Annotated in this window: 11 protein-coding genes and 1 riboswitch; of the genes, 9 read left to right on the plus strand and 2 right to left on the minus strand. The window is 63.4% G+C overall.

Features of this window, described 5'->3' with window-relative positions; genetic code table 11:
- Positions 1 to 41: 41 nt before the first annotated feature.
- Positions 42 to 1,475: a TolC family outer membrane protein gene (locus QRN70_RS20905; RefSeq protein WP_285419798.1), complete on the minus strand. Its 1,434-nt coding sequence runs from the start codon at positions 1,473 to 1,475 to the stop codon at positions 42 to 44.
- Between the two features lie 206 nt (positions 1,476 to 1,681).
- A riboswitch (TPP riboswitch) is annotated at positions 1,682 to 1,787 on the plus strand.
- A 145-nt stretch (positions 1,788 to 1,932) separates the two neighbouring features.
- Here QRN70_RS20905 and thiC point away from each other — a divergent pair.
- Both thiC and cytX read left to right on the plus strand, forming a co-directional pair.
- Positions 1,933 to 3,822: a phosphomethylpyrimidine synthase ThiC gene (thiC, locus tag QRN70_RS20910; RefSeq protein WP_285419799.1), complete on the plus strand. Its 1,890-nt coding sequence runs from the start codon at positions 1,933 to 1,935 to the stop codon at positions 3,820 to 3,822.
- A 110-nt stretch (positions 3,823 to 3,932) separates the two neighbouring features.
- Positions 3,933 to 5,225, plus strand: a complete 1,293-nt coding sequence (gene cytX, locus QRN70_RS20915; RefSeq protein ID WP_285419800.1) for a putative hydroxymethylpyrimidine transporter CytX — start codon at positions 3,933 to 3,935, stop codon at positions 5,223 to 5,225.
- Here cytX and QRN70_RS20920 read toward each other — a convergent pair.
- On the minus strand, positions 5,194 to 5,940 hold the full coding sequence (locus QRN70_RS20920) for an RsiV family protein (RefSeq protein WP_285419801.1): 747 nt from the start codon (positions 5,938 to 5,940) through the stop codon (positions 5,194 to 5,196). The genes cytX and QRN70_RS20920 overlap by 32 nt on opposite strands.
- Positions 5,941 to 6,168: 228 nt before the next feature.
- On the opposite strand from QRN70_RS20920, the gene QRN70_RS20925 reads away from it, so the two are divergent.
- The 7 genes from QRN70_RS20925 (at position 6,169) to QRN70_RS20955 (ending at position 12,381) form a co-directional block, all read left to right on the plus strand.
- Entirely contained in the window at positions 6,169 to 6,786 is a 618-nt protein-coding gene (locus QRN70_RS20925; protein ID WP_285419802.1) for an NUDIX domain-containing protein, read from the plus strand.
- Complete coding sequence (locus QRN70_RS20930) at positions 6,777 to 7,229, plus strand: DUF1249 domain-containing protein (protein ID WP_285419803.1); 453 nt, start codon at positions 6,777 to 6,779, stop codon at positions 7,227 to 7,229. Before QRN70_RS20925 ends, QRN70_RS20930 begins: the two co-directional genes overlap by 10 nt.
- Before the next feature lie 109 nt (positions 7,230 to 7,338).
- Positions 7,339 to 8,154, plus strand: a complete 816-nt coding sequence (gene cpdA, locus QRN70_RS20935) for a 3',5'-cyclic-AMP phosphodiesterase (protein ID WP_285419804.1) — start codon at positions 7,339 to 7,341, stop codon at positions 8,152 to 8,154.
- A 158-nt stretch (positions 8,155 to 8,312) separates the two neighbouring features.
- On the plus strand, positions 8,313 to 8,921 hold the full coding sequence (locus QRN70_RS20940; protein WP_285419805.1) for a YqiA/YcfP family alpha/beta fold hydrolase: 609 nt from the start codon (positions 8,313 to 8,315) through the stop codon (positions 8,919 to 8,921).
- A 42-nt stretch (positions 8,922 to 8,963) separates the two neighbouring features.
- The gene (parE, locus tag QRN70_RS20945) at positions 8,964 to 10,871 is read left to right on the plus strand and encodes a DNA topoisomerase IV subunit B (protein ID WP_285419806.1); all 1,908 of its coding nucleotides are present in this window, start codon (positions 8,964 to 8,966) and stop codon (positions 10,869 to 10,871) included.
- Positions 10,871 to 11,860 (plus strand): esterase-like activity of phytase family protein, encoded by a 990-nt coding sequence (locus QRN70_RS20950; protein ID WP_285419807.1) that lies wholly within the window; start codon positions 10,871 to 10,873, stop codon positions 11,858 to 11,860. Before parE ends, QRN70_RS20950 begins: the two co-directional genes overlap by 1 nt.
- The gene (locus QRN70_RS20955) at positions 11,857 to 12,381 is read left to right on the plus strand and encodes a retropepsin-like aspartic protease family protein (RefSeq protein ID WP_285419808.1); all 525 of its coding nucleotides are present in this window, start codon (positions 11,857 to 11,859) and stop codon (positions 12,379 to 12,381) included. Before QRN70_RS20950 ends, QRN70_RS20955 begins: the two co-directional genes overlap by 4 nt.
- Positions 12,382 to 12,384 lie beyond the last annotated feature (3 nt).

The following is a 12,384-nucleotide window of genomic DNA, read 5'->3' on the forward strand; positions in this document are numbered from 1 at the left end:
TATCGGCGCTGCCGCGGACGGCGATCTTTTTGCATTGATGCTTAAGGTCGCGCCTTGAGCTGCGCTTCGGCAGCCTTGGCCAGATCCGGTGGCAGGAAGTCCTTGTCCGGGTTGTAGTCGGCTTTCAGATAGCGCGCCAGATCCTGCAGGTCGCCCGGGTTCAACGTGCCGGCGGCCTGCTTCAGGCGCAGGTTGTCGAGGATGTAGTCGTAGCGGGTGTTGTTGTAGTTGCGCACCGAGGTGTACAGCTGACGCTGGGCGTCGAGCACGTCGACGATGTTGCGCGTACCCACCTGATAACCGATTTCCGTGGCTTCCACCGCGCTCTGGTTGGAGATGATCGACTGCCGGCGCGCCTGCACCTGCTCGACATCGGTGTTCACCGCGCGATGCAGGTTGCGGGTGTTTTCCACCACTTGCCGGCGCAGGCTCTCGCGCTGCTGCTCGGACTGGTCAAGCCGCGAGTAGGACTCGCGCACCTGCGAACTGGTCAGGCCGCCGCTGTAGATCGGGATGTTCAACTGCAAGCCGAGGGTGCTCTGTTCGACATTGCCACGGTACGGCGTGCCGAAGGCATTCGGGTTGGCGAAGCCGAGGGCGTCGTTGTCACCCTTTTCGTACTTGGCCACCGCATCGAGGGTCGGCAGGTGGCCGGCCTTGCGCTGCTTGAGGGTCTGTTCGGCGGAGCTGACCGCGTAATTGCTGGCCAACAGGTTGAGGTTCTGTTTGGCGGCGGTGTCGACCCACGCCTTGGCGTCGTTCGGCGCGGGCGGCAGGATCGGCAGCGTATGCACGATGCCCTGGATCGAGTTGTACTGGCGGTTGGTCAGGGTGATGAGTGCCTCGAAGGCGTCATCGACCTGCCGCTGGGCAACGATCCGGTTGGCCCGCGCGGTGTCGTAGCTGGCCTGGGATTGCAGCACGTCGGTCTTGTCCGAAAGGCCGACGTCGAAACGCTCGTTGGACTGGTCGAGCTGGCGCTTGAACGCGGCTTCTTCGGCTTTGGTCGAGGCCAGGTTGTCCTGGCTGCGCAGCACATTGAAATAGCTTTCGGCGCTCTGCAGGATCAGGTTCTGCTCGGTGGCGGAAAGTTGCAGCGCGGCCTGCTCGTTGACGTCCTTGGCGGCCTGGAACTGGAACCAGCGATCGGCGCGGAACAGGGGCTGGGCCAGGGTCGCCTGATAGGAATGCGCACTGCGGTTGGCGATGGCCGAAGGCTGGTCGATGCTGGTTCGCACGTCGGCGACTTCGGCGCCGCCGGACAGGTTTGGCAGCAGCCCGGCGCGGGCCTGTGGCACCACTTCTTTCTGCGCACCGTACTGGGCGCGGGCGGCGGCCAGGTCGGCGTTGTTGTCGACCGCTTCCTGATAGACGCTGACCAGATCGGTCTTGGTCGACAGCGGCGCTTCCGCTGCCCAGACCATGGCGTTGGACGCACAAGACACGGCAACAGCCAGTGAAAGTTTGCGCAGCATGAGGCGATCCCTAGGGTGAATATTATGGAAGTAATCCGGGCGCCAAAGGTACGGCGCGGTCCCCGTAGCGTCAAGGCGCGGCGGGGCACAGCGAGTGTAGTTGCGCATGAGATCGGCAACAATCCTGCAAGGCGCCGCAATTGCGCCATTCATCATGGTGTTTGCCGCGGTGTTGGCGTTCTCTGCCGGTTGTGTCTAGACTGGCCGGGTTCTTGTCGGGGTGCCTTGCTATGAGGCTGAGATCGAATAATTTCGGATCCCGTTGAACCTGATCAGGTTAGCGCCTGCGTAGGGAACAAGATTTCTCGTCACCCGGCGAGTCCTCTTGTGCTTCGTCCGGGAAATTGTTCGACAATCGAACGCTCGACGACGATGCACAGCACCGGTCCTGGTGCGTCCGTGCCTTTCAGGTTCTGCCCCGACAATCCATGCCTGGATGCTGTCTGGAGAGCCCGTGATGACGACAAAAGCAAAAAACGCGATCAACCTGAGTGACTCGGCCAAGGTCGATGAACAGTCGGTGCAGCCGTTCACCCGTTCGCAAAAAGTCTACGTTCAGGGCTCGCGCCCGGACATCCGCGTGCCGATGCGGGAAATCACCCTCGATGTGACGCCGACCGACTTTGGCGGCGAAATCAATGCGCCGGTCACCGTCTACGACACCTCGGGCCCGTACACCGATCCGAACGTGGTGATCGACGTGCGCAAAGGCCTGGGTGATGTGCGTTCGGCGTGGATCGACGACCGTGGCGACACGGAGCGCCTGCCGGGCCTGAGTTCGAATTTCGGTCAGCAGCGCCTGGCCGATCCGGAGCTGACCAAGCTGCGTTTTGCCCACGTCAACAACCCGCGCCGCGCCAAGGCCGGGGCCAACGTCAGCCAGATGCACTACGCGCGCAAAGGCATCATCACCGCCGAGATGGAATACGTCGCCATCCGCGAAAACATGAAGCTGCAGGAGGCCCGCGCTGCCGGCCTGTTGAGCCAGCAGCACGCCGGCCACAGTTTCGGCGCGAGCATTCCGAAAGAAATCACCCCTGAGTTCGTCCGCGAAGAAATCGCCCGTGGCCGCGCGATCATTCCGGCCAACATCAACCACGTCGAACTGGAACCGATGATCATCGGCCGTAACTTCCTGGTGAAGATCAACGGCAACATCGGCAACAGCGCCCTCGGTTCGTCCATCGAGGAAGAAGTGGCGAAACTGACCTGGGGCATCCGCTGGGGTTCGGACACGGTGATGGACCTGTCCACCGGCAAGCACATTCACGAAACCCGCGAGTGGATCATCCGCAACTCGCCGGTGCCGATCGGTACCGTGCCGATCTACCAGGCGCTGGAGAAGGTCAACGGCGTCGCCGAAGACCTGACCTGGGAGCTGTTCCGCGACACGCTGATCGAGCAGGCGGAGCAGGGCGTCGACTATTTCACCATCCACGCCGGCGTGCTGCTGCGCTACGTGCCGCTGACCGCCAAACGCGTGACCGGCATCGTGTCCCGGGGCGGTTCGATCATGGCCAAGTGGTGCCTGGCGCACCACAAAGAGAACTTCCTCTACACCCATTTCGATGAAATCTGCGAAATCATGAAGGCCTACGACGTCAGCTTCTCGCTGGGCGATGGCCTGCGTCCGGGCTCGATTGCCGACGCCAACGACGAGGCGCAGTTCGGTGAGCTGGAGACCCTCGGCGAGCTGACCAAGATCGCCTGGAAGCACGACGTGCAGTGCATGATCGAAGGCCCGGGCCACGTGCCGATGCAGCTCATCAAGGAGAACATGGACAAGCAGCTGGAGTGCTGCGACGAGGCGCCGTTCTACACCCTCGGCCCGCTGACCACCGACATTGCGCCGGGCTACGACCACATCACCTCCGGTATCGGTGCGGCGATGATCGGCTGGTTCGGCTGCGCGATGCTCTGCTACGTGACGCCGAAGGAACACTTGGGCCTGCCGAACAAGGATGACGTGAAGACCGGGATCATCACCTACAAGATCGCTGCCCACGCGGCGGACCTTGCCAAGGGCCACCCGGGTGCGCAGATCCGCGACAACGCGTTGAGCAAGGCGCGGTTCGAATTCCGCTGGGAAGACCAGTTCAACCTCGGTCTGGATCCGGACACCGCGCGCTCCTATCACGACGAAACCCTGCCCAAGGACTCGGCCAAGGTCGCGCACTTCTGCTCGATGTGCGGGCCGAAGTTCTGCTCGATGAAGATCACCCAGGAAGTCCGCGAATACGCGGCCAACCAGCGCATCGACGCGGTCGACGTGGACGTCGCCCAGGGCCTGGCGGAACAGGCCGAGCGGTTCAAGAAGGAAGGCAGTCAGCTGTACAAGAAAGTCTAGCCCCGAGCTGCAAGCTACAAGCTGCAAGATCAGAAGCAGTCCGCGTACTGCTTCTGACTTGTAGCTCGCAGCCTGCAGTTTTTTCTCTGCTCCTTTTTGAGATAACACCCTTGAGCATTCAACTCAGCACGTATTCCCCCGACCTCGCCGTGCCCGCCGACAAGCGTGTATTCGGCGGTCGCGACCTGTTTTCCCTGTGGTTCTCCCTCGGTGTCGGCCTGATGGTGTTGCAGACCGGTGCGCTGCTGGCGCCGGGGCTGGGCCTGTCGGGCTCATTGCTGGCGATTTTCCTCGGCACGCTGGTCGGCGTCCTGCTGCTGGCCGCGGTCGGCGTGATCGGCAGCGACACCGGCCTGTCCTCGATGGCCGCACTGAAACTCAGCCTCGGCCGCCAAGGCGCGAGCCTGCCGGCGCTGCTCAACCTGCTGCAACTGATCGGGTGGGGCTCGTTCGAAATCATCGTCATGCGCGACGCCGCCAGCCTGCTCGGCAGCCGTGCATTCAGCGACGGTTCGCTGTGGGCCAGCCCGATGCTGTGGACGCTGTGCTTCGGTGCTCTGGCGACCTTGCTCGCGGTCAGCGGGCCGCTGACATTCGTCCGCAGGATCCTGCGCAAATGGGGCATCTGGCTGATTCTGGCGGCGTGCCTGTGGCTGACCTGGAACCTGTTCGCCAAGGCCGATCTGGCCGCGCTGTGGGCGCGCAGCGGGGACGGTTCGATGCCGTTCGCCGTGGGTTTTGACATTGCCATCGCCATGCCGCTGTCCTGGCTGCCGTTGATCGCCGACTACTCGCGCTTCGGCAAGCGCGCGAAGAACGTGTTCGGCGGCACCGCCATCGGGTTCTTCATCGGTAATTTCTGGCTGATGAGCCTCGGCGTGGCCTACACCCTGGCCTTCGCGCCGAGCGGTGAAGTCAATGCGCTGCTGCTGGCACTGGCCGGTGCCGGGCTGGGAATTCCGCTGCTGCTGATTCTGCTCGACGAGTCGGAAAACGCCTTCGCCGACATTCACTCGGCTGCGGTGTCCAGCGGGATTCTGTTGCGCCTGAAAGTCGAGCACCTGGCCTTGGCCATCGGCGTGATCTGCACCCTGATCGCGCTGCTGGCGCCACTGGCGCAGTACCAGAACTTCCTGCTGCTGATCGGCTCGGTGTTCGCACCGCTGTTCGGCGTGGTGCTGGTCGATCACTTCATCCTGCGCAAGCGCCGTGCCCAGGTCGCGTCAGCCGCCTTGCGCTGGCCGGCGCTGCTGGCCTGGCTGGGTGGCATCAGCACCTATCACTTGCTGGCCAACCTGTATCCGGACGTCGGTGCGACCCTGCCGGCGCTGGTGCTGGCAGGGCTGTTGCAGCTGGTGCTGGGCCGGGCCTTCAGTTACGGCCGGGAAACAGCTCGGGCTTGAGGATGCCGTTCAGGCGCGGGTAAGGGATTTTCAGTTCGACGTGACCCAACGCGTAAGGCGCGATGGTGCTCACGTCGTACTTGAGCACCACGGCGCCGTAGGTCAGCGCCACGTTCGCGGTTTTGACGAACGGCCAGCTCTTCACGAACTCGGCTTCCTGATCGAGCTTGGTGCTGATCAGCCAGCTGTTGTGCGCCACTTGCGCCGCCTTCCAGAACGCCTCTTCCTGACCTGGCAGCAACATGTCCGCCAGGTTCAGCACCTTGTGCTGCTGCCGCGAATAGTTGATGAAACCGCGCCCCGGGGTGCCATGGGCACCGCCGGTGTCGAGGTAACTCGACAGCTCGATGATCACCAGTCCGTCATGCTGCTCGCGTACTTTTGCCTGCAGGTAGCTGCTGTTGCGCGGGCCGGCATCGCGCAGGAACTGCTCGCGGTAGGCGGCCAGCGTCGGCGCCACCGGCGCGTTCGTTTCGGTGCGGGTCATCTGCAGCAGGCGTTTTTCGATGATGCCGTCCAGCGCCGGCTCTGCCGGGAAGCGCAGGGTATCGATATTCACCAGCGGACAGTCCGGATTGCTGCAGCCGGGCTTGAGGGTTTCCGAAGCGTCGCGGGTGGTTTCCAGCGGCGCACGGTAGTTGGGCTGGAACAGGCTGGCGCAGGCACCCAGGGTCAGGGCGATGGCGGCCACGGAGGCAATTTTGAAAAGCGACATGGGCGTCCTTTCTGAAGCAGGGGAAGGCAAAAAGTTACCGCTTCGACTGTCAACGAAGCGGTCAGTTCGCCACTAAGCTAATTAGAGTGGGTTTCGCCGTCACCGTCCATCCCGCTGACGGTAAAGGGGCTGCATCAAACGGCACGGGCGCGTTAGGATGGCGCGAAGTCGAGATTGCCGGTCACAAAAAGCAACCTCGGATTGGATCTGCAGTAAGAGAGGATGCTCATGACAGATTTTGCCAACGCCACTCCGGCCACCGTCGACGTTGTAAAGCGCGAGCGCTGCTACGAGGGCTTCTACAAGCTCGACCGTCTGCACCTGCGCCATGAACTGTTCGCCGGCGGCATGAGCCGCGAGATCAACCGCGAAGTCTTCGTGCGTCACGATGCCGTGTGCCTGCTGCCTTACGATCCGCAGCGCGATGAAGTGGTGCTGCTCGAGCAGTTTCGCGTCGGTGCCATGGGCAAGACCGACAACCCGTGGCTGGTGGAACTGGTCGCCGGTCTGATCGACAAGGCCGAAGTGCCGGAAGAAGTTGCTCACCGCGAGGCGCAGGAGGAAGCTGGGCTGGACATCCAGGCCCTGTGGCCGATGACCAAATACTTTCCGTCGCCGGGCGGCAGCAACGAATTCGTGCATCTGTTCCTGGGACGTTGCAGCACCGAAGGCGTTGGTGGCCTGCACGGGCTGGAGGAAGAGGCCGAGGATATCCGCGTCACGGTCTGGGCCTTTGAAGATGCCCTGCAGGCCGTACGCGACGGACGGATTGCCAACGCGGCGAGCATCATCGCCTTGCAATGGCTGGCGCTCAATCGCGCCGAAGTGAGGGGGTTATGGTCGTAAACAAGCTGCGCGATCGTTATCGGGTTGACCTTGCGGGGCTGCAAGCCGCCTGCGAGGCCAACTACGCGCGCCTGATGCGACTGCTGCCGGACATGCGCAACGATCCCGAGGCGCGGCGCATCGCCGTGACCCAGGGCGAGCAGATGCTCGGCGTGCTGGCCCTCGAAGTGCTGCAGACCTGCCCGTACACCACCACCCTGCAGGTGCGCCAGGAACACAGCCTGCCGTGGCTGCCGGTGCCGCAGCTGGAAGTGCAGGTCTATCACGACGCGCGCATGGCCGAAGTGATCAGCGCCGAACATGCACGACGCTTTCGCGGCATCTATCCTTACCCGAACGCGGCCATGCACCAGCCGGACGAAAAGGCCCAGCTCAATCTGTTCCTGGGGGAGTGGCTGAGCCACTGTCTGGCCTGCGGCCACGAGTACGCGGCGGTGCGCTGACCGGCGCAAGTTGTGAACTGCGTCCGGTTCAGCGGTTTCCTCTTTGCCCGATCCCCCAGCATAATTGCGCCACCTATCCGATCCCCTGATCCAGCTCTGGGAGAACGCCTTGCCGAGCGTATCGACGCTGACCACTGCCGACGCCGCGCTGCTGGTGCAATTGTCCGACAGCCATTTGTTCGCCGAGGCGGATGGCACGCTGCTGGGCATGAACACCCGCGACAGCCTGCAAAAGGTCATTGAGTTGGCCCTGGAGCAGCAGCCGCAGATCGATCTGCTGCTGGCGACGGGCGATATTTCCCAGGACGGCACGCTGCAGTCGTATCAGCTGTTTCGCGATCTGACGCGACAGATCCAGGCGCCGGCGCGCTGGATTCCCGGCAACCACGACGAACCCCAGGTCATGGCCGAAGCGGCCGTGCAGAGTGCGCTGCTGGAACCGGTGGTGGACATCGGCAACTGGCGGGTGACGCTGCTCGATTCGGCGGTGCCGGGCTCGGTGCCGGGCTATTTACAGGATGAGCAACTGCAATTGCTCGCGCGTTCGTTGAGCGAGGCGCCGCAGCGCCATCACCTGGTGTGCTTCCACCATCATCCGGTGTCGATCGGCTGCGCCTGGATGGAGCCGATCGGCCTGCGCAATCCCGAAGCGTTTTTCGACGTGCTGGACCGCTTTCCCCAGGCCCGTGCCGTGCTGTGGGGGCATGTGCATCAGGAAATCGACCGCGAACGCAATGGCGTGCGGCTGATGGCCTCGCCGTCGACCTGCATTCAGTTCGAGCCGGGCAGCACCGACTTCAAGGTCGGCGAGCAGGCGCCGGGGTATCGCTGGTTGCGGCTGTTGCCGGATGGTCGCCTCGAAACCGGCGTCGAGCGTGTCACCGGGTTCGACTTCACGGTCGATTACGGTTCCAACGGTTACTGAATATCGAGGTGGGACCTTCGCGAACAGGCTCGCTCCCACATTGGGAGGCGTATTTCTGTGGGCGCGAGCCTGCTCGCGGGGGCGTCCGCACAAACACCCACGATCTGCCTGACTCCCTGTAAACTCCGCTATCTTTCGCCGACACCCAGGGAGCTCACATGTCCGGTTCGATCCTCTATATCCACGGTTTCAACAGCGCCCCGGCCTCGCAAAAGGCCTGCCAGCTGGTCGCGGTGATGGAGCGCCTGGGTTTGAGCGAGCAGCTGCGCGTGCCGGCCCTGCATCACCATTCGCGCGAGGCCATCGGTCAGCTCGAGCAGGCAATCGCCGAACTCGGCCGGCCGTTGCTGGTGGGAAGCTCGCTCGGCGGCTACTATGCGACTCACCTCGCCGAGCGCCATGGCCTCAAGGCCCTGCTGGTGAACCCGGCCGTCAGCCCGCACCGGATGTTCGACGGTTATCTGGGCACGCAGAAAAACCTGTATACCGACGAGACCTGGGAACTGACCCACGACCACGTGACGGCGCTGGCCGAACTGGAAGTGCCGGCGCCCCTGGACCCGCAGCGTTATCAGGTGTGGTTGCAGACCGGCGATGAAACCCTGGATTATCGCCATGCCCAGCAGTATTACCGGGCCTGCGCCTTGCGCATCCAGGCCGGCGGCGACCATGGTTTCCAGGGCTTTGCCGGGCAATTGCCGGCGTTGTTGAGTTTTGCCGGCATTGGCGCCGATTTGTATCAGGCAATCGATTTCACCGCACTGTGAACGCTTGCCCCTTTTTCATTGAATCACTGACGACGAGACCCTATGGCCACTCCCAGCGCTAGCTCCTATAACGCAGACGCCATCGAAGTCCTCTCGGGCCTCGACCCGGTGCGCAAACGCCCGGGCATGTACACCGACACCAGTCGGCCGAACCACCTCGCCCAGGAAGTCATCGACAACAGCGTCGACGAAGCCCTGGCCGGCCACGCCAAGTCGGTGCAGGTCATCCTGCACGCCGACCACTCGCTGGAAGTCTGCGACGATGGCCGTGGCATGCCGGTCGACATCCACCCGGAAGAGGGCGTGTCGGGCGTCGAGCTGATCCTCACCAAGCTCCACGCGGGCGGCAAGTTTTCCAACAAGAACTACCAGTTCTCCGGCGGTCTGCACGGGGTGGGTATTTCCGTGGTCAACGCCTTGTCGACCGAAGTCCGGGTACGCGTCAAGCGTGACGGCAACGAATACCAGATGACCTTCAAGGACGGCTTCAAGGCCTCCGAACTGGAGATCGTCGGCACCGTCGGCAAGCGCAACACCGGTACCAGCGTGTACTTCGCCCCGGACCCGAAATACTTCGATTCGCCGAAATTCTCCATCAGCCGCCTCAAGCACGTGCTCAAGGCCAAGGCTGTGCTGTGCCCGGGGCTGCTGGTCAGCTTCGAAGACAAAGGCACCGGCGAAAAAGTCGAGTGGCATTACGAAGACGGCCTGCGTTCCTACCTGGTCGACGCGGTCAGCGAGTTCGAGCGGCTGCCGGACGAGCCGTTCTGCGGCAGCCTCGCCGGCAACAAGGAAGCGGTCGACTGGGCGCTGCTGTGGCTGCCCGAAGGCGGCGACGCGGTGCAGGAAAGCTACGTCAACCTGATCCCGACCGCGCAGGGCGGTACTCACGTCAATGGTCTGCGCCAGGGCCTGCTCGATGCGATGCGCGAGTTCTGCGAATTCCGCAGCCTGCTGCCGCGCGGCGTGAAGCTGGCGCCGGAAGACGTCTGGGAGCGGATCGCCTTCGTTCTGTCGATGAAGATGCAGGAACCGCAATTCTCCGGCCAGACCAAGGAGCGCCTGTCGTCCCGTGAAGCGGCGGCATTCGTTTCCGGTGTGGTCAAGGACGCCTTCAGCCTGTGGCTCAACGCCAACCCGGAAACCGGTCTGGCCCTGGCCGAACTGGCGATCAACAACGCCGGCCGTCGCCTCAAGGCGAGCAAGAAAGTCGAGCGCAAACGCGTCACCCAGGGTCCGGCACTGCCGGGCAAACTGGCCGACTGCGCCGGGCAGGACCCGATGCGATCCGAACTGTTCCTGGTCGAAGGTGATTCCGCCGGCGGCTCGGCCAAGCAGGCGCGGGACAAGGAGTTCCAGGCGATCCTGCCGTTGCGCGGCAAGATCCTCAACACCTGGGAAGTCGATGGCAGCGAAGTGCTGGCCAGTCAGGAAGTGCACAACATCGCCGTGGCCATCGGGGTCGACCCGGGCGCTGCGGACATGAGCCAGCTGCGCTACGGCAAGATCTGCATCCTCGCCGACGCCGACTCCGACGGCCTGCACATTGCCACGCTGCTGTGTGCGCTGTTCGTCCAGCATTTCCGCCCGCTGGTGGATGCAGGTCACGTCTACGTCGCCATGCCGCCGCTGTACCGCATCGACCTCGGCAAGGAGATCTACTACGCCCTCGACGAGGCCGAGCGCGACGGCATTCTCGACCGTCTGGTGGCCGAGAAGAAGCGCGGCAAGCCACAGGTCACCCGATTCAAGGGCCTGGGTGAAATGAACCCGCCACAGCTGCGTGAAACCACCATGGACCCGAACACCCGGCGCCTGGTGCAACTGACGCTGGGCGACGATTTCGCCGAAACCTCGGAAATGATGGACATGCTGCTGGCGAAGAAACGTGCCGGTGACCGCAAGACCTGGCTCGAATCCAAGGGCAACCTGGCCGAGGTGCTGGCCTGATGCGCTTTGGCTGGGCCCTGGCGGGTGCGTTACTGCTGAGTGCGATGAGCGTGTCGGCGGAGCCGTTGCAGGAATTGCGCGTGCTCTCCGAACACCCGGTCGCCGGCATGCGCGGCGGTAACCTGTCGGGGCTGGCCCTGTGTGGCAGCGAGTTGTGGACGGTGTCGGATCGCGATGACGATCAGATCTATCGGCTCAATACCGCCGATCAGGTCTGGCAGGCCGAAGCCTTGCACATCGACGTACCCCAGGTGCCGGAAACCGGTTTGCCGTGGGGATTGCGCTCGCGCAATTGGGCCGCGTCGTTCGTACGCGGTGGCGACCTGGATTTCGAAGGCATCAGCTGCGACAGCGCCGGCAATCGCTACATTGTCAGCGAGGGCCACGCGGCGGTCTTGCAGGTGCCCGTCAGCGGCCCGGTCAACTGGCTGAAGATCTCGCCGATGATGGTTCGCGAAGCGCGGGCCAGTGGCATGCTCCTGCATTTCAATGCGATCTTCGAAGGTCTGGCGATCAACCCGGCGGGCGATCAGATATGGCTGGCCGCCGAACGGCAAAACCGTGGCTTGCTGCTGATCAAGCGTCAGCAGACGGTGTGGGATTGCGACGGTCGTTGCGTGCTGCTCAGCGAGGGCGGCAAGGAGATGCAACCGCCGCAGTTCCCCAATGCCAAAGCGGTCGATCGCGACTTTTCCGACCTTTCGTTGTTCAACGGCAAATTGTTTACCCTCGAACGCAACGCCTTCCAGATTTGTCGGCGCGATGCGCAGACCGCCAAGGTCGAACGTTGCTGGTCGTACGCCGCCGAGCTGTTGCAGGCCAATCGCCGTTACTCGCAGAACTTCGGGCTGGAAGAGGCACTGATCGTTGACGCAGAGGGCGCGTGGGTCGGCGTCGACAACAATTTCGGCCCCCGCGCCGACGGTGAGGTGCGCCCGGTCGTCTGGCGCTTCGCTGCGCCGGAAGGTGGCTGGAGCGCCAAGCCGTGAGCCAGCAGCCACCGGGCAAGCGTGCCGGTCGGGTGCTGATGATTCTGGCCTGGTGCGCGGGGTTGTTTCTGGCCACGCGGTTTTTCGGCCAGTGGGAAGCGCGTCAGCAGAATCCGAACGTAGTGGTCACGTCCGAGCAGCATGGCGGCGTGATCGAAGTGAAACTGGCCGGCAACGCCCAAGGGCATTTTGTCGCCAGCGGCCAGATCAACGGCGAGCCGGTGGAGTTCATGCTCGACACCGGCGCCACCGATGTGTCGATCCCGGCGGATCTGGCCAAACGCTTGAAACTGGAAGAAGGCTTCGGTGTGACCCTGAGCACGGCCAACGGCCTGAGCCAGGGCTACCGGACCAGAATCGACCGCCTGCAACTGGGCGACATCGTGCTGCGCGACGTCCGCGCACTGGTGGCGCCGGGGCTGCATGGCGACCAGGTGCTGCTCGGCATGAGCGCCCTGAACAAACTTGAATTTACCCAGCGCGGTGGCACCATGCTGCTGCGCCAGACAACGAACCGATGAGGC

This window comes from Pseudomonas sp. efr-133-TYG-5 (assembly GCF_030209175.1).
Lineage (GTDB): Bacteria > Pseudomonadota > Gammaproteobacteria > Pseudomonadales > Pseudomonadaceae > Aquipseudomonas.